Origin of the sequence: Lentibacillus sp. JNUCC-1 (assembly GCF_009741735.1) — a bacterium.
Taxonomy (GTDB): Bacteria; Bacillota; Bacilli; order Bacillales; family Amphibacillaceae; genus Lentibacillus_B.
Map to the genome: position 1 here is coordinate 17,832 of NZ_WHOH01000003.1, position 17,701 is coordinate 35,532.

18 protein-coding genes, 1 pseudogene and 1 other annotated feature (1 of these 20 running past the window's edge) are annotated in these 17,701 nt (G+C 43.8%); of the genes and pseudogenes, 14 read left to right on the plus strand and 5 right to left on the minus strand.

Annotated features, from left to right (window positions below):
* Window positions 1–63 precede the first annotated feature (63 nt).
* The 9 genes and pseudogenes from fni (at window position 64) to murB (ending at window position 9,258) form a co-directional block, all read left to right on the plus strand.
* Entirely contained in the window at window positions 64–1,119 is a 1,056-nt protein-coding gene (gene fni / locus JNUCC1_RS10455) for a type 2 isopentenyl-diphosphate Delta-isomerase (RefSeq protein ID WP_156645492.1), read from the plus strand.
* Window positions 1,120–1,200: 81 nt separating this feature from the next.
* Window positions 1,201–2,063, plus strand: a pseudogene (locus JNUCC1_RS10460) (MBL fold metallo-hydrolase).
* Window positions 2,064–2,156: 93 nt separating this feature from the next.
* Window positions 2,157–2,807: a DsbA family oxidoreductase gene (locus tag JNUCC1_RS10465; RefSeq protein ID WP_231784188.1), complete on the plus strand. Its 651-nt coding sequence runs from the start codon at window positions 2,157–2,159 to the stop codon at window positions 2,805–2,807.
* A gap of 433 nt (window positions 2,808–3,240) precedes the next feature.
* Entirely contained in the window at window positions 3,241–4,194 is a 954-nt protein-coding gene (locus tag JNUCC1_RS10470; RefSeq protein WP_156645493.1) for an ABC transporter permease, read from the plus strand.
* Window positions 4,184–5,134, plus strand: a complete 951-nt coding sequence (locus JNUCC1_RS10475; RefSeq protein ID WP_156645494.1) for an iron chelate uptake ABC transporter family permease subunit — start codon at window positions 4,184–4,186, stop codon at window positions 5,132–5,134. The genes JNUCC1_RS10470 and JNUCC1_RS10475 overlap by 11 nt, the downstream gene beginning before the upstream one ends.
* Window positions 5,128–5,883: an iron ABC transporter ATP-binding protein gene (locus JNUCC1_RS10480; RefSeq protein ID WP_156645495.1), complete on the plus strand. Its 756-nt coding sequence runs from the start codon at window positions 5,128–5,130 to the stop codon at window positions 5,881–5,883. Before JNUCC1_RS10475 ends, JNUCC1_RS10480 begins: the two co-directional genes overlap by 7 nt.
* A gap of 277 nt (window positions 5,884–6,160) precedes the next feature.
* Window positions 6,161–7,174: a siderophore ABC transporter substrate-binding protein gene (locus JNUCC1_RS10485; RefSeq protein WP_156645496.1), complete on the plus strand. Its 1,014-nt coding sequence runs from the start codon at window positions 6,161–6,163 to the stop codon at window positions 7,172–7,174.
* Window positions 7,175–7,420: 246 nt separating this feature from the next.
* Window positions 7,421–8,131: a SurA N-terminal domain-containing protein gene (locus JNUCC1_RS10490; protein WP_156645497.1), complete on the plus strand. Its 711-nt coding sequence runs from the start codon at window positions 7,421–7,423 to the stop codon at window positions 8,129–8,131.
* 173 nt (window positions 8,132–8,304) lie between these two features.
* Window positions 8,305–9,258, plus strand: coding sequence for a UDP-N-acetylmuramate dehydrogenase (gene murB, locus JNUCC1_RS10495; RefSeq protein WP_156645498.1), 954 nt, complete (start codon window positions 8,305–8,307; stop codon window positions 9,256–9,258).
* Here the strand turns inward: murB and JNUCC1_RS10500 are convergent.
* From JNUCC1_RS10500 to ehuB, 5 genes are all read right to left on the minus strand, one after another.
* Window positions 9,242–10,945 (minus strand): IS1182 family transposase, encoded by a 1,704-nt coding sequence (locus JNUCC1_RS10500; protein ID WP_156645499.1) that lies wholly within the window; start codon window positions 10,943–10,945, stop codon window positions 9,242–9,244. The two genes, murB and JNUCC1_RS10500, sit on opposite strands and share 17 nt — an antisense overlap.
* 161 nt (window positions 10,946–11,106) lie before the next feature.
* On the minus strand, window positions 11,107–11,925 hold the full coding sequence (gene ehuA / locus JNUCC1_RS10505) for an ectoine/hydroxyectoine ABC transporter ATP-binding protein EhuA (RefSeq protein ID WP_156645500.1): 819 nt from the start codon (window positions 11,923–11,925) through the stop codon (window positions 11,107–11,109).
* Window positions 11,925–12,653 carry an ectoine/hydroxyectoine ABC transporter permease subunit EhuD gene (ehuD, locus tag JNUCC1_RS10510; RefSeq protein WP_156645501.1) on the minus strand — a complete coding sequence of 243 codons (729 nt, stop codon included), beginning with the start codon at window positions 12,651–12,653 and terminating at the stop codon, window positions 11,925–11,927. Before ehuD ends, ehuA begins: the two co-directional genes overlap by 1 nt.
* Window positions 12,653–13,312 (minus strand): amino acid ABC transporter permease, encoded by a 660-nt coding sequence (locus JNUCC1_RS10515; protein WP_156645502.1) that lies wholly within the window; start codon window positions 13,310–13,312, stop codon window positions 12,653–12,655. The genes ehuD and JNUCC1_RS10515 overlap by 1 nt, the downstream gene beginning before the upstream one ends.
* Before the next feature lie 101 nt (window positions 13,313–13,413).
* On the minus strand, window positions 13,414–14,304 hold the full coding sequence (gene ehuB / locus JNUCC1_RS10520; RefSeq protein WP_156645503.1) for an ectoine/hydroxyectoine ABC transporter substrate-binding protein EhuB: 891 nt from the start codon (window positions 14,302–14,304) through the stop codon (window positions 13,414–13,416).
* A gap of 373 nt (window positions 14,305–14,677) precedes the next feature.
* Here ehuB and ytzI point away from each other — a divergent pair, with 373 nt between their 5' ends.
* The 5 genes from ytzI (at window position 14,678) to JNUCC1_RS10545 (ending at window position 17,454) form a co-directional block, all read left to right on the plus strand.
* Complete coding sequence (gene ytzI, locus JNUCC1_RS10525) at window positions 14,678–14,836, plus strand: YtzI protein (protein WP_156645504.1); 159 nt, start codon at window positions 14,678–14,680, stop codon at window positions 14,834–14,836.
* Window positions 14,837–15,460, plus strand: a complete 624-nt coding sequence (locus JNUCC1_RS10530; protein WP_156645505.1) for a glycerol-3-phosphate acyltransferase — start codon at window positions 14,837–14,839, stop codon at window positions 15,458–15,460. It begins immediately after the preceding gene.
* A 20-nt stretch (window positions 15,461–15,480) separates the two neighbouring features.
* On the plus strand, window positions 15,481–15,966 hold the full coding sequence (locus JNUCC1_RS10535) for a DUF456 domain-containing protein (protein ID WP_156645506.1): 486 nt from the start codon (window positions 15,481–15,483) through the stop codon (window positions 15,964–15,966).
* Window positions 15,967–15,987: 21 nt separating this feature from the next.
* Window positions 15,988–16,821, plus strand: coding sequence for a bifunctional hydroxymethylpyrimidine kinase/phosphomethylpyrimidine kinase (thiD, locus tag JNUCC1_RS10540; RefSeq protein ID WP_156645507.1), 834 nt, complete (start codon window positions 15,988–15,990; stop codon window positions 16,819–16,821).
* Window positions 16,822–16,902: 81 nt separating this feature from the next.
* On the plus strand, window positions 16,903–17,454 hold the full coding sequence (locus JNUCC1_RS10545) for a cysteine hydrolase family protein (RefSeq protein WP_156645508.1): 552 nt from the start codon (window positions 16,903–16,905) through the stop codon (window positions 17,452–17,454).
* Window positions 17,455–17,522: 68 nt separating this feature from the next.
* Window positions 17,523–17,701 (plus strand) — a binding site (T-box leader) (it continues 57 nt past the right edge of the window).

The following is a 17,701-nucleotide window of genomic DNA, read 5'->3' on the forward strand; positions in this document are numbered from 1 at the left end:
TTCCATATCGATTCAAAAAAAGATAAAGTAGAGGTAGTTGACAATGATGAAAGGTGTGCTCATATGACTCAAGAGATTAACAAACGCAAAACGGAACATATACGGCTTTGTCTGACGGAAAATGTGGAAGGCGTCAATAAATCAACTGGATTGGAAGGCATCTCGTTTATACATAATGCGCTGCCGGACGTGAATTTTTCTGAAATCGACTTAAGTACGTCTTTTCTTGGCAAAACGCTCAAGGCCCCGTTTTTAGTCAGCTCAATGACGGGCGGCTCCGAACTGGCGACAACGATCAATCGCAATTTGGCTCAGGCAGCTGAAGAAAAAGGCTGGGTCATGGCGCTGGGTTCGACACGTGCGTTCGTTGAAAGTGATGCCCACCGTGATTCATTTGCTGTCAGGGACTTGGCTCCAACAGTTCCGTTGATTGCCAATCTTGGGGCGGTTCAGTTGAATTACGGTTACGGTGTTGAAGAATGCCAGACCATTATTGATAAAACCGGTGCAGACTCACTCGTGCTGCATTTGAACAGTCTGCAGGAAGTGGTGCAGGACGGCGGGGATCTGAACTTTGCCGGCCTCTTATCCAAGATTGAAAAGATCTGCTCAGCCCTTGATGTACCAGTGGGTGCGAAAGAAGTCGGCTTTGGGATTGATGGAACTGTCGCCAAGGATTTATTTGAGGCTGGCATTTCCTATGTTGATGTTGCTGGTGCTGGGGGGACGTCATGGAGCCAAGTTGAAAAAATGCGCTCGGAAGATCCATTAAGAAAAGCAGCGGCAGAAGCATTTAACAGCTGGGGCATTCCAACAAAAGATTGCATCGTATCGGTCAAAAATCATATCGACGGCATTCCGGTTGTAGCGAGCGGCGGTATGAAAACGGGTCTCGATGCCGCCAAGGCGATTACAATTGGCGCGGACGTCGTCGGTTTTGCCCGGCTGCTTCTTGAAGCCGCAACTGAATCGGTAGAAAAAGTTGTTGCAGTGATGGACCAAATTGAATTTGAATTGAAAATGGCGATGTTCGGCATTGGAGCGGGAACATTGCAAGAATTAAAAGACACCCGTCGAGTGGAAATAATGGGAAGATCTTTGCTGGAAGAAAAAAGCTGAGGCCTGTGCGCTTCAGCTTTTTTTAATTCATACTCTAATCTGTTGTTGGGATACTACCTAATGACGGAAAGGAGTATGATTATGGATCAACAGTATATGCAAGAAGGAAAAGACAGTAAATTTATCCCGATGACCTCTATTATGAGCGGTGTGGAGAAGGAGGTCACTGAAGATATTTCCTACTACACTGATCAAATTGCTAACGTCATTATGATTGGAGCCCCAGATGGCAATGGCTGGGTGCTGGCAGATGCAGGGTTGCCGTACGGTGCAAAGCAAATTAAACGTGCTGCTGCCGAGCGATTTGGTGAAGGGGTGCCGCCACAGGCCATTATTTTGACGCATGGCCATTTTGATCATGTTGGAAGTCTTGTGGAATTGCTTGATGAGTGGGACGTGCCAGTGTATGCGCATGAATTGGAAATGCCTTATTTAACCGGAGAAAAAAGTTATCCGATACCAGATGGTTCAGTAGAAGGGGGCTTTTGGCAAAAATATCCCCAATGTATCCGAATGATCCAATTGATCTTGGAGATTCGGTCCGCGTTCTGCCATCCGATCATTCCGTACCAGAACTACCCGGGTGGAGATGGGTGCACACGCCAGGTCACTCACCAGGCCATGTGTCTTACTTTCGTGAAGATGACCGTGTGCTGATTGCAGGGGATGCATTTATTACAGTGCGCCAGGATTCTTTCTATAATGTTCTGATACAGAAAGAAGAGCTCAACGGCCCGCCGCGTTATTTAACCACAGATTGGAAGGCGGCTAAGCAATCCGTTGAAAAGCTGGCAGCATTAACGCCTGAGGTCGTCATAACCGGGCATGGAGTTGCGGTGCGGGGTCAACATCTGAAATCGGGATTGAAAGAACTCGTGAAAAACTTTGACGATGTGGCAGTCCCTGATTATGGACGTTTTGTTGATAAACAAAATCACCATTAAATGCGTGAGTAGATACATTTCCTGCATAAGCACAATATTTTTTGAAAAGGCGACTTTATGCTAAAATGACAGTCAGAAAAGAGGTGCTTATGAATGAAAGTAGAAGTATGGTCTGATTTTGTCTGTCCGTTTTGCTATATGGGCAAACGCAATCTTGAAACAGCTTTGGAGCAAGCGCCTGAGCTCGATGACGTGACCATTGAATATAAAAGTTATCAACTTGACCCAAATTCTGAAATTGCTCCAGGCAAAAGCATGCACGAAGCTCTAGCGGAGAAATTCAATACAACTATAGACGAAGCGCGCCAAATGAATGCGCAAATTGCCGCACAAGCAAAAGAAGTCGGATTGAATTATGATATGGACGGCATGCAGCCTGCAAATACACTTGATGCTCATCGTCTGGCCAAATATGCTGAAAAGCACGGAAAAGGGCCGGAGATGGCCGAGCGGTTGCTAAGTGCTTATTTTACTGAAGCTGAGCTGATCAGTGATCACAACACTTTGGCAAGATTAGCTGCTGAAGTTGGGCTTGATCCCGAAGAAGTGCTTACAATGCTGAAATCTGATAAGTTCACGTCAAAAGTGCATGCGGATCAGCTGACTGCCCGCGAAATCGGTGTACAAGGCGTGCCTTTCTTTGTATTCAATGAAAAATACGCGCTATCAGGTGTACAGCCGGCAGATGTTTTTCAAGAAGTGATTAATACTGTTATGGAAGAAGAAAAAAAGAGCCTAAGTTGAAATCCATGAACCCTGAGTCATCGAAAACAACTTATTGCACTGATGACAGCTGTGAAGTCGAAAAGGAAGAATAGTTTTTGTAAAATTATTGGCCAGTACTCCGGGAAGGGAGTGCTGGTCTTTTTTATGCGTGCGAAATAACCGCCGTTCAGGCCGAGAAACCGCCGCTCGTGCGTAGGAACCGCCGTTCAGGCTGAGAAACCGCCGCACGCGCGCAATAACCGCCGCTCAAAGTGAGAAGTCACCCCTCGTAGCTCCACCGCCTCCCCCCATTTCAAAGCTTTTTCAATAAAAACGCCTTTTGTCTATTGCAGACCCCTCGCCCATATGCTATACTCTAAACTGAGTTAATTGATAATGAATCTCATTCTTAATTAGACTCAGTTTTACTTTAAACATATTATTAATAGTTGTTGAGGATGGTTGTTAGTCTATGAAAATACGATATTTGGCTCCAATATTGATCATTCTTTCTGTTATATCGGTTTTCATAGGTGTATCCAATGTCTCACCGCTTGACATGTTTCATCTCACCGATACTCAGAAGCAGGTAATTCTGGTCAGCCGGATTCCGCGGTTGCTGAGCATTTTAATTGCAGGCATGAGCATGAGCATTTGCGGTTTGATTATGCAGCAGCTGTCACGTAATAAATTCGTTTCTCCTACAACGGCAGGGACAATGGACTCGGCCCGGCTTGGAATTCTGGTCGCACTCATGGTGTTTACATCAGCGACTCCATTGCAAAAAATTCTCATCTCATTTTTGTTTGCGCTCGCAGGAACATTTATCTTCATGAAGATTTTGGAAAAGATCAAGTTTAAAGATGCGGTCTTCATTCCGCTGGTCGGGCTGATGTTTGGGAATATCATCAGTTCCATTGCGACCTTCTTTGCATACAGAAATGACTTAATTCAGAACATGTCCTCGTGGATGCAGGGCGATTTTTCAATGATTATGAGCGGCAACTATGAAATTATGTACATCAGCATTCCGATTCTCATTTTTGCATATGTCTATGCCAATAAATTCACCATAGCCGGCATGGGAGAGGATTTTTCCAAAAACTTGGGGCTGAATTACAGGCAAGTTGTCAATCTGGGTTTGATGATCGTGGCACTGGTTACGGCATCAGTCGTACTGACAGTCGGGGTTATTCCGTTTCTCGGTTTGATCATCCCGAACATCGTCACGATTTATCAGGGGGACCATTTAAAGAAGAGCCTGATTCACACAGCACTGCTTGGTGCAATCTTCGTGCTGATCTGTGACATCCTTGGGCGACTGGTTATTTATCCGTACGAAATTCCAATCAGTTTGACTGTTGGTGTCATCGGGAGCGCCATCTTTATGTACCTGCTCATTAGGAGACGGAAGTATGGGTTATAAGAAAAAAACAATCGCGCTTGTCGTGATCACCGTTGCACTCGCCTTTCTTTATATATTTTATGACTTAACCGGCAATATTGACTACATACTCCCGAAACGCATCATTAAAGTAGTTGCCATTATTTTGACTGGCGGGGCGATCGCCTTTTCGACAACGATATTCATGACCATTACGAACAATCGGATTCTGACCCCGAGCGTCTTGGGACTTGACTCACTTTATATGCTGATTCAAACCGTAATCATCTTTGTTTTTGGCTCACGGTCTCTTGTGATGATGCATGGGGAAATCAATTATTTGTTATCAATCGTTATTATGGTACTCTTCTCACTGCTTTTGTACCAATTTTTGTTCCGCGGGGAAGGCAATAACGTTTACTTCCTTCTGTTGATCGGGATCATTCTTGGAACTTTTTTCAGCAGCTTCACTTCATTTATGCAGGTTCTGATCGATCCTAATGAGTTCATGATCGCACAGGATAGGATGTTTGCAAGTATTAACAACGTCAACACCGATCTTGTTTACTTATCAATCGGGTTGGTATTCCTTGTAACACTCTATTTTATCAGGTTTTATAAGTATCTGGATGTCATGCAGTTGGGCCGGGATCAGGCTATTAATTTGGGAGTGCCGTATGACCGAGTCGTAAAACACTTGCTGATTATCGTGGCGGTGCTCATCTCAGTTTCCACAGCACTAATCGGCCCGATTACATTTCTCGGTTTGCTTGTGGTCAACGTCGCTTATGAATTTATGAAGACTTATCGGCACTTCTATTTGATCATCGGTTCGGTCTGCATCAGCATCATCGCACTTATAGGCGGTCAGTTTATCGTTGAGAAGATCTTTACGTTCCATACAACGATCAGCGTGATTATTAACTTTGTCGGTGGTATTTACTTCATCTATCTTTTGTTAAAGGAGAATAAGTCATGGTAGATATTAAAAACGTATTTAAATCGTTCAATGAGAAACCGGTGATTGAGGATGTTTCAGTGTCGATTGAAAAAGGGACGATCACCTCGTTTATCGGTCCGAATGGGGCGGGGAAAAGTACGTTGATCTCTATGGTCAGCCGGCTGATCTCCAAAGATAACGGGGACATATCGATTGATGGCAAGGATATTATGAAAACAAAAAACAACGAGCTCGCCAAGAAAATTTCGATCCTTAAACAATCTAATGCGATTAACTTAAAATTAACGGTACGTGAACTCGTTGCCTTTGGACGCTTCCCGTATTCACAGGGAAAGCTGACCACTCAGGACGAAAAGAAAATCGACGAAGCCATCGATTATATGGAATTGCACGAGATGGAGAATAAGTATTTGGATCAATTAAGTGGTGGTCAGCGGCAGCGGGCACATATTGCAATGGTCATTGCTCAGGATACCGAATACATCATGCTTGACGAACCGCTGAACAACTTGGATATGCGCCATTCCGTGCAGATTATGAAGACCTTAAGACGCCTTGTTGATGAACTTGGCAAAACAGTCATCATCGTCATTCACGACATCAACTTTGCTTCCTGTTATTCCGATAACATCGTCGCTCTTAAAGACGGCAGAATCATCAAACAAGGAAGAGCCTGTGATGTGATTGACGAGTGTGTCCTGAAAGACATTTATGATATGGACATTGATATCAAGCATGTCGATAACAAACGCATTTGCGTATATTTTTAATCCCTGGCAGGCACAGACATCGGGTTTCTGGCAAAAAAAGGGGTCCCAGCGAGATGGTCATAGCCGCACAGCTCAAATCCATCCCAATGGAACCTTCATAACCTAGTGTAACCTATTTTAAAGAGAAGGTAAATAAAGTCGTTTCGTTCAATCATACACGGGAGGTGACAGTTCTTGAATAAGAACAAAAACGATTTACACACACATGAATTGTCTGAACCCGATAGTGCACATAACCAGTGATCATATATTCTAAAAGAAAAGGGAGTTTTCATAGATGAAAAAACTTATTTTGACAGTATTACTTGTAAGTCTCGCATTCTTCGTGGTGGCTTGTGGAAATTCAGATAATAAAGATGCCGAGGATACAACATCAGGCAATGACAATACAGCAGAGGAAGCCAACAACAGTTCAGACAATGCAGCAAATAACGCTGACCAAGAAGAGACATCCGGCACGCTGACTGTTGAGCACGAATTAGGAGAAACCGATGTTCCTGTCAATCCGGAGAAAGTTGTGGTCTTTGACCTTGGTATCCTTGATACAGTTGATAAATTAGGCATTGAAGTAGCAGGTTTGCCACAAAAGATTCTGCCTGAATACCTGGAGAAGTATGGTTCTGACGACTATGCCAATGTGGGAAGTCTAAAAGAGCCTGATTTTGAGAAGATCTCTGAAATCGACCCTGATCTGATTATCATTTCCGGCCGTCAGTCTTCCGTGTATGATCAATTGAGTGAATTGGCTCCGACCGTTTATTTGGGTGTTGACTCGACGCGCTATATGGACTCCTTTAAAGAAAATATGCAGACTGTAGGGAAGATTTTTGACAAGGAAGATGAGATTCAAGAAGAACTTGATACGATTGACCAGTCTATTGCTGATCTAAATGAAAAAGCTGAACAATCAGATGAAAACGGTCTTGTACTCTTGGCCAACGACGACAAAATCAGTGCATACGGTTCAAACTCACGTTTCGGCATCATTCATGATGTGTTTGGTGTGAAGCCTGCTGATGAAGACATTGAGGCTTCAACGCATGGCATGAACGTCTCGTTTGAATATGTGATGGAACAAAATCCGGACAAATTGTACGTGATCGACAGAACAGCTGCCATCAGTGATGATACAGCAGCCAAGCAAATTGTAGAAAACCAGCTTGTTCAAAATACCGATGCTTATAAAAATGATGATATTACTTACTTGAGCCCAGACGTCTGGTATCTGTCAGGCGGCGGACTGCAGTCCGTCAGCATGATGATTGACGAAGTAGCAGCCAGCTTTAAATAATATAGCTTTTCGAATAAAAGCAGTCCACGCCCCCCCTGTGGACTGCTTTCGTTTCGTCCAGCTCCAACGCTTACCCCCGAGTCATAGCAAGAACGCTACGTGGCAAAGGTCGCCACTAGACGTTCTTGCTTATGATTTTCGGGGTTGACCAAGGCGTTTCCGCTTTTGTTTTGTACGTTCCTTGATTTTCTATCGGGTCATGTGTTTGAATAAAGAGACACCATTTTGAAATGAGGTTTATCAGTGATGAAAAAGTGGATCATAACGTTGCTTGTCTCTGTGCTTCTTGTAGTGCTTGCTGCCTGTGGGGACGATGAAGCAAACAATGACAACGCGTCAGAAAACAATAATGAAACTGTTACGAAAGAAGACCCTGTTGAGATCAGTGAGGAAGAAAAAATGGATCCATCTGAAACGGTTGTCAAGATCAATGAAGAGGAGATAAAAGGTGAAGCCTACAACGCTATATATGCTCAGGTTAAAACATTATATGGAGCGAATATTAAAGAAAAGTCCCAGTTGAAAGAGCTGACACTGGACCTTCTGACACAGCAGGAACTGATTAATCAAGAGGCTGAAGAACTTGGTATTGAAGTAACCGAGGATGAAGTGGAAAAAGAATTAAACGCCTATAAAGAACAGCAGCCGGAGAAATTCCAATCCACTCTGGAACGGTTTCAGCTGAGTGAAGCAGCTTTAAAAGACCAGTTAAGAGATGACCTTATTCGCGAAAAATATATTGAAGACCAATTTGATATTAATGTAACAGAAGATGACGTCAAAACGTTTTATGAACAACAGTTCAAAGAGAATCAAGAAGGAGACGTCCCAGAGTTTGAGGAGGTCCGTGAAAGATTGAAAGAGGGCTTAATCAAGCAGGAAGAACAGAGCAAAGTTCAGAAACGGGTAAAGGAACTTAAAGAACAGGCTGATATAGAAGTTTTAATAGAAGCCTGAGATACGGCACACAACGCCACATGAAGCTGGCGTTGTGTGTTTTTTGTAACGGATTTGTTAAATGGGCATAATATAATTTAACCTGCATAAACACCATTTCCCCGGGTGTTAAAAGACATCTCGTGTTATAATGATGAAAGACTTCTGTGTATTGAATTCAACTAAAGGAATGATTGATCGTGGCTGATAAAATTTTACAAGAACTGATCGGTTTGGTCGGCAAAGATAATGTAACGGCCGATAAACCGTTAAAAAATCATACATATACGAGGCTTGGCGGAAATGCGGATTATTTTGTTACGCCGGATTCTTATGAACAGGTGCAAGCGATTGTTCGATTTTCCAATCGGCGGGAGGTGCCGTTCACCTTATTGGGGAATGGTTCCAATCTGATCATTAAAGATGGCGGGATTCGTGGGATTGTTTTATACCCCGGCAAACTTGCCAGCATTCAAACAGCAGATACAACGATTATTGCTCAAAGCGGTGCTCGCATTATTGATGCATCCCGTGAAGCCTTAAGCCATTCACTTTCTGGCCTGGAGTTTGCGTGTGGAATTCCAGGATCTGTGGGTGGTGCACTCTTTATGAACGCTGGCGCATATGGTGGCGAAATTAAAGATGTCCTGAAAGAAGCGGTAGTCGTTGACCGTGAAGGGAATCTGCTGACTTTGACACCTGAAGACCTTGATTTGTCCTACCGTACGAGTAACATTCCTGAGAAAGGATATATTGTTCTTGAAGCAACATTTCGTTTGGAACCAGGTGACTATAGACATATCAAGGCGATTATGGATGACCTCACATATAAACGGGAATCCAAACAGCCCCTTGAATATCCGTCTTGTGGCAGTGTGTTTAAACGTCCGCCGGGATATTTTGCCGGAAAACTGATTCAGGATAGTGAACTTCAGGGACAGCAGGTAGGCGGAGCTGAAGTGAGCACCAAGCATGCCGGTTTTATCGTGAACAAAAACAACGCGACAGCTGAAGAATACATTGGACTGATTGAGCATGTTCAGAGAACGGTTATGGATCGTTTCGGTGTAAAACTGGAGCGGGAAGTGAAAATTATCGGAGAAGATCCGGAGAAAGAAATGACGCAAGTGCTCAGCAATAAGCTGTAAGCAAAAAATGAGGCTGGGACATAACTAGCCTTAAATGAAAGAAAAAGCATTTGATTGCCGTTTTTTGGTGATCAAATGCTTTTTTGTCCTTGCCTTTTTGATTGTGTGGAATCTGCCCGTTCTCCATGGCAGTGTATTTCCTCAAGTTCACTGCCATTAATACAAAACCCATTTCGTTTTTCACCCTCTCTTTTCCCCTGACGGAGAAACGTGTGAACGCTAAATTAGCCTTCAGAAATCCGAAGACTGGCTCCACGTCGATCTTTCGTTTGCCGTAAATCTCACCAGTTTTCTCCTCTGAAAGCTTCTCACGGATATATGCTTTTTGATGCTCCCATGTTTCATTGATATACAGTCTACGGTTACTTCCTTCTTTTGCCTTTGTACACTGAGCACGCAGGGGACAATCGGAACAATCTTCGCATTCATATACCTTAAAGTGGCGCACGAATCCATACCTGTCTTTTCTTGACGAAGTGTGGCTGAACCAGAGCCTGCGGCCATTCGGGCAAGTAAATGTGCCTGCTTCCTCATCATATGCCCAATTGGCTGTGTTGAAAGGGTCATCTTTAAATTTCCTTTTCTTCTCTTTGCGGTACTGATTGTAAGTGATCAAAGGAGTGCAACCGCGGTTCTCCACCACATCCATGTAGTTTTGCTCACTGCCATAACCGGCATCCGCCACAATATATTCAGGCAGTTCGAAGAAGTGCTTTTCGATTGTATTCAGGAAAGGGATGAAGGTGCGCGTATCCGTCGGATTTGGAAAAATGTCATAGGCGAGCGCATACTGACCTTCAGTTGCGACTTGTATATTATAGCCGGCCTTGAGCTGGCCATTTTTCATATGATCGTCTTTCATGCGCATAAAGGTGGCATCATGGTCGGTTTTGGAATAGCTGTTCCGGTTGCCGAAGATCTCCATGTCTGTACGGTATTTCTCCTTGCGCTCTACAAAGTCCCGGAATTGCTTACGGTACTGCTTTGGTTCCTTGCGCTCTGAACGCAGCTCTTTCCGTGCAGCTGCATCCTCAGTTGACTCAATCTTCTCATCATATGCTTGGACTGTTTCATCCAAACGCTCAATAATGCTGGACAGTTCCTGTTCAGAAAGTTCGTCCGAACTTTCCCGTTTAATCTCCGGGATGATTTCCTTTTCCAAGAGCTCCTCATACATGCGGTTCGATCGTTCAACCAAACCAGCGCTGTATCGCTCAACCGACTTTTTCCAGACGAAGGTGTACTTGTTTGCGTTCGCTTCAAGTTTCGTACCATCTATGAAAATCGCTTCTTCCTCAATCTGTTTCTCCTCGACAAGCTTACACCGGAACTGTACAAAGCACTGGCGCAATAATTCTTTTACTTCAGGGTGGACCCGGAAACGATTGATAGTGCGGTAACTCGGCTCATAACCCTGCGCTAACCACATCATACGTACACTGTCTTTCAACAAGCTTTCGATCTTTCGTCCGGAGAAAACAGACTGCGTGTAGGCACACAGAATAATTTTAAGCATCATGCGCGGGTGGTAGGCAGGACAGCCTGTCGCACGCGAAAAACTTGCGAAGGCTTCATCGGGAATCGATTCTGTTAGTTCGTTCACAGCGTAGGCAATATCATTTTTATCCAATTTCATTTCCATATCGAGCGGCAAAACAACCTGATTCATGTTATAATGTTTAAACATAGGGAAACCTCCTCTGATTAGGTTGTGGTGACTTTAATTTTAGCAGAAGGTTTCCCTATTTTCATGTTTAAAATGGTAAAAAAACGGATCCGAAGGAGATTTCCTCAGGATCCGTTCTTTTTTCGTTTACTGGGGTTTTGTCCCAGCCTCATTTTTATATGTTATCCAAGGAAGCGGTGCAGGAATTCCTGCAGGCGTTCGTTTTTAGGGTTTTCGATGACTTCACTTGGTGGGCCTTCCTCAGCAATGACACCCTCATCCAAGAATAGCACACGGTCTGCAACATCAATGGCAAATTCCATTTCATGTGTGACAAGGACCATGGCCATTTCACCTTCTTCAGCAATATCGCGGATGACTTCAAGCACTTCACCGACAAGTTCGGGATCAAGGGCTGATGTCACCTCATCAAACAACATGACTTTAGGGCGCATGACCAATGCACGTGCCATGGCTACACGCTGTTTCTGACCGCCTGAAAGCTGGTTGGGATAGTTATCAAGCTTATCACCCAGACCCACCTTTTCAAGCATCTGTATTGAGAGCTCTTTGGCTTCCTTCTTCTCTACTTTTTGAACATGAATAGGCCCCGTCATACAATTTTCCAAGATGGTCATATGAGGGAACAGATTGAAGTGCTGAAATACCATGCCAATGTCGCCGCGGACTTCACGAAGATGCTTTTCATTAGCTGGCACGAGTTCACCATTCTTCTCCATCTGCCACAAATTCTTGCCATCCACAATAATGTGGCCGGATGTCGGCTCTTCAAGTGTCATTAACATACGGATGATTGTTGTTTTCCCAGACCCACTTGGTCCAATAACGGCTACTTTTTCACCTGGCAAAATATCCAGGTCAATTCCTTTTAATACTTCGACGTCGCCGAATGATTTATGCACGTCTTGATAATTGACAATGGGTTTAGCGCCATTGACGACATGAGATTTTTTGTCTTCGCTTGCAACCGTATCTGCCATTATGAAACAGCTCCTTTCGATTCTTTAAGTGGTTTTTTGCCATTTGGTGACTTTTTATCAAATCTGTAGTTGACCTTCTTTTCAAGCTGTTTAACGAGCAAGGCTGATGGGTAGCTCAACAGAAGGAATAAGAGTGCAACAACCGTGTAGGCTTCCAGAAATCTGAAGTTTGCTTGACCAAAGTCATCCGCAAGATGAAGAATGCCTACCACACCGATCACTGCCGCGAGTGGCACTTCTTTAAATAGAATGATCAAGTAGTTCCCCAGCATTGGAATGGTCGGGGGGATCGCTTGTGGCAAAATAATCTTCGTCCATTTTTGTCTTGTTGAAAAATTGAGTGCCGTCGATGCTTCCCATTGCCCCTTGTCGACGCCTTCAATACCAGAACGATATACTTCACTGATATAGGTACTGAAGTGAATGCCAAGGCCGATTACAGCACTTGTAAACGGACTGAGAGTTGCGCCAATATACGGGACTTCCGGCCATGCATAATAAATGAAATACAATTGTACCAGAGGTGGCGTTGACCGAATAAATTCCATTACCCACGTGACGACCCAATTAAAAGCCTTATTGGGAACGCGCTTCAGAAATGTCCAGCCGAAACCGAACACAAGTGCAAAGATATAACATACAATTGTGAGTGATAATGTGACCCAAATCCCTTTTGCAACAAAGGGCAGGGCTTCAAAGAATAATTCGCCTTTCCAATTCCAATCCATTAACTAGCCACCCCTTTCTTAGAGATTTCTTCCATTTTACGTGTCAGGAAGATCAGAGGCAGCGCAATGATGAAGTAAAATATAAGCACCATTAAAAAGACAAGCGGTGTCATGGAAATATCACTGAATCTAAACCGGTCTCCATAATAAAGAATATCTTTCATTCCAATTAACGACACAAGTGACGTTGCCTTAATCATTTGAATCAAATAGTTTCCAAACTCAGGAAGCATCATTCTTACAGCCTGCGGGAAAACCACAAGCCGCATGCGCTGAAAACGCGACATGTTGAGAGCAGTAGCTGCTTCACGCTGCCCTTGTGCCACCGATTCAATTGACCCGCGCACAACCTCAGCCATATAAGCGCCGTAGTTTAAGGAAATTGCCAGCACACCTGCCAGGTAATTACTGCCTAGATCAAAATTGAATAACATTGGCAGCGCATAGTACAACAAGAATAATTGAACGATTAGAGATGTACCACGGAATATTTCAATATAAAATCTGGTGATCAAGCGGAGAACAATGTTGTTTGAAAGCAGGCAAAATCCGGCAATGAACGCCATTAAGTAGCCCACGACAATGGATCCGAGAAGAACTGTTATGGTGATTTTTACCCCTTGAAACAAAACGGGAAAAATATCTATTAAAGCACTCATGTTACTCACCCTCTCTAAAATAAAATAAGGTCTGACTCCCGGCCGTGGGAGCCAGACCCTATGGAGTCAAATTGCAAATACATACTGACATACAGCCAGTTTTAGTCTTCGTAAACTTCCCCGCTGCAGACAGACTCAGTCGTAATGCTCGGGTCGACAGAGTTCCCTTCTGCGCTGAAGTAGTTGTCTTCAAGCAGTTCGCCAACAGTTCCATCTTCTTTAAGTTCTTTCAGCTTTTCGTTATAGGCTTCAAGTAAATCAGTATGATCCTGTTGGAAGGCAGCTGCGCCGTAACTAGGGACGCCTTCGATATTAGGCTGCTCAAAGTCTTCAACGAATTCGAGGTTGTCGTTATCCGCTGATTCGAGTGCCATTTTCACCGTCATCTCTGTGCCTGTTGTTGCATCAGCACGACCTGATGAAACAGCAGAGAAGCTAGCTGGAATATCTGGTACACTTTGAATTTGTCCTTCGTCAACGCCTTCTGTTTGGACATAATCATTCTCCGTGGCACCAGCCATAATGGCAACAGAGACATCTGGATTTTCTGCAATATCTTTATAGCTTTTTAGGTTTAGAGGGTTGCCTTTTTCAACGATTAACCCTTCACCATATTTCATTTCCGGTTCACCGAATGCGACGTTTTCACACCGTTTAGGCATAATTGCCATACCCGCTGTAATCGCATCGAACTTTCCAGCGTTCAAACCTGATACAAGACTGTCAAACTCAGACAAGTGACCTTCGACTTCTTCGATACCAAGTTCTTTAAATACAGCTTTTGCGATATCAACCGCTGCACCTTTCAGTTCTCCATCTTCCTCATATGCATACGGTTTTTCGTCTGCGAAACCAACCGTTACTTTGCCGGCTTCTTTCAGTTCATCCAATTTGCTGGATGACCCTTCTGCATCGGCATCATCGTTTGATCCACATGCAGCCAGTGCAATCATGGACAAAATTAAGACTGAAGTAAGTAATAACTTCTTCATTTAAAAAAATGACCTCCCTTTGTTTTAAACCAGTTTGTCGGCTTTATTTGCAGCTTATATTTATTTGGCATGCAAAAACCGCGCCTCAAACAGGCATACTATAATAGTACCGATATATAAAATCTCATTCAAACTCGAGATTTTTAGATAATTTGAAATTAATATTGATATATCCAAATCTCAGGAGTTAAGCGCTTGTTTACCAATAATTGCTGTGACATCTTCTGATTTGCTCGTATATACTTTAAAAAAGGTTGTTTAGAATTCCTGAACGTAGGTAATTGGTCTGAAAAACATCAGTTTATCGACCTTTTCCCTTGCTTCATGATAAAATAACGATAATTAAACATAAAGATTTTATGGAGGTGTAACAATGGGCTTTTACACGATGGTCGTCATGATCGCTGTGATTACCATATTCGTTCTGGGGTTGTCTCTTTTAACCATTTCAAAAGGTTATGCACACAAACATACAATTGATCCACTGCCTGATGATTCTCCGAGTAACAAAAAAGACAATGAGGGGCTGTAAATGGACATTCTCTTAATCATATTAATCGGTTATCTGTTTGGAAGTATCCATGGCTCGCAAATTATTGGCAAACTCAGGAAGGTCGATATCAAAGGGACTGGATTGAAAAATGCCGGCGCCTCCAACACAACGATGCTGTTGGGCTGGAAATATGGCATTGTTGTCGCATTGATTGATATATTAAAAGGGACTGCGGCAGTCTTGCTTGTTCAGTATTTGTTACCTTCGTTCAATGTGTCAGATAGTATGGGCGCGTTCTTCATTTACCTAAGTGCTCTGTCTGTGGTGGTTGGTCACAATTTCCCTTTCACCATGCGTTTCCAGGGCGGCAAGGGGACGGCATCGGCTGTTGGTGTCATGTTTGCCATTCATTGGCAGCTTGCGCTCGTCTGTATCGGATTTTTACTCATCGGTACATTTGTCTCGAGCTATCTTGTACTCGGTGTGTTATTGATGTATGCTGCTTTTCTTGCCGGTACGTTTCTGTTGTATGGGCTCTGGCCAACCATGATTGCACTCATTTTATTTTTACTAAGCCTATATATGCATATGGAAAATTATCAACGTATTTATTATAAACAGGAAAAGAAGGTCTTCAGTTTTTTTACAAAACGTGTCGATTAAAGGAATTTAGGTGAAAAGATATGATCGATGTCATAATATGGATCCTTATTATTGCGATGTTCGTACTGAGTTTTGTCGGAATTCTATACCCGATTATTCCGTCTGTACTTGTGCTGTGGATTGGCTTTGTGCTGTATCATTTTGGCATTAATGGAGATGAGCTTGGTTTCTTGTTCTGGTCTGTCATGGTTGTGTTTACAGTCATTTTGATCGGTGCAGACATCATCGCTAACAGTTATTTTGTGAAAAAGTTTGGCGGCAGCAAGTGGGGCGAGCGCCTGGCAGGTGTAGCCGTCATAGTTGGTTCATTTATTTACCCGCCTTTTGGCATACTAGTGGTGCCGTTTGTTGTAGTGTTGGTTGTGGAAATGGTTCAGAAACGGACACTCCAGGAAGCTTTTCGCGCTTCGATTGGATCACTGATAGGGTTTCTGAGCGGGGCCCTGGCGAAAGTCGTGGTACAATTTATCATGATCATCGCGTTTTTTCTGGGGATTATATTTTAGGTGACAAAGGAGTATGTTTGTATGAAGCCAGCTCGTGTATTGACGATTGCAGGGTCTGCCGCCGGTGGCAGCGCCGGGATTCAGGCCGATTTGAAAACTTTTCAGGAACTTGATGTATATGGAATGAGTGTGGTCACGGCAATTGTTGGCCGCCATCCAAGAACACATAAAAACGTCCATCCTCAAACATGGGAAGCAATTGAAGCACAGTTTGCGACTGCTTTAGACCAGGTGGGTGTTGACGCCATGAAAACAGGGATGCTTTTTTCCAAAGATGTAATTGAAAAAACAGCTGACATGGTGGCTGGTTCAGACATTCAGGACATTGTAGTCGATCCGGTCATGGTGGGAAAGCTTGATTCCAAGCTTTTGGCTGATGATGCGATTGATGCTTTGGTGGACAAGCTCTTTCCTATGGCAACAATTATTACACCGAATATGCCTGAAGCATCGATTTTGCTTAATGATCGCCCGCTCAAAACGGTGGATGATCTGAAACAGGCCGCGGTCGATTTGCATAAACTCGGACCGGCGCATGTTCTGGTTAAGGGAGGGCGACTCGAAGGCCCGGCTGTTGACATTCTTTATAATGGAGAAGACATGACCATGTTCGAAGCACCGCGTATTGATACTTTGAATACAAGTGGGGCGGGATGCAGCTATTCAGCGGCCATTACGGCTTACATGGCTAAGGGTGAAAGTGTGCAGGCTGCCGTCCATAAGGCAAAAGAATACATTACCGCAGCTATTGATCACAGCTTCACCTATACGGATAAAGTGGGCCCGACGTATCATGCGGCCAGACGGCTGTTTGGGTCCTCGCATTCACTCAAGGTTGAAGCGACCTCCCTTTAAAGCTGGGCTATATTTTCAGTGGGCGCTTAAGTTTGCTATAATGGTAAGAAAAGGGTTTCACAATTATAGGGGGGCTAACTTATGGGGAAACGTGCACTGTTGAACATTGATTACACGATTGATTTTGTAGCAGAAGATGGCAATTTGACATGCGGTGAGCCTGGTCAGAAGCTGGAAGAGAGCATTGCCCGGATTACCGAAGATTTTATCGAAGCCGGCGACGAGGTGTTTTTTGCCATCGATGCCCATGTTGAAGGAGATGATCTGCACCCAGAGTCCAAGTTGTTTCCACCGCATAATATAATTGGAACGAGCGGGCGTGAGTTATATGGAAGACTGGCAGATGTTTATGAAAACAATAAACATCTGTCACATGTCCATTATTTTGACAAAACACGGTACAGTGCCTTTGTCGGAACGGAGCTCGAACTTAAACTGCGAGAACGAGGCATTACGGAACTCCATCTTGTTGGCGTCTGTACCGATATTTGTATCCTGCATACAGCGGTTGACGCCTATAACAAGGGCTTTGATATTGTCGTGCATAAAAACGGTGTGGCCAGCTTTAATGCCGCCGGTCATGACTGGGCGCTTGGGCATTTTGAAGCGACGCTGGGCGGGAAAGTCGTCTAAAAAAGAAGCCGGGCACCAGTCCCGGCTTGACTTTACTGCTTGAACGTTTTATATTTAAAGGGATTATATTAGAAACGATGACGAGGAGCAGTACATTCAATTGTCTTTTTAAGAGAGGAAGTGGCCGGTGCAAATTTCCAAAGACAAGAATTGGAACCCACCTCATGAGTTCGCCGTCGGAAGGGTATGCCTGAAAGACGTGCGCGGTACATGACCGTTATCATGCCAAGTGTGTAGTCTGACGTGT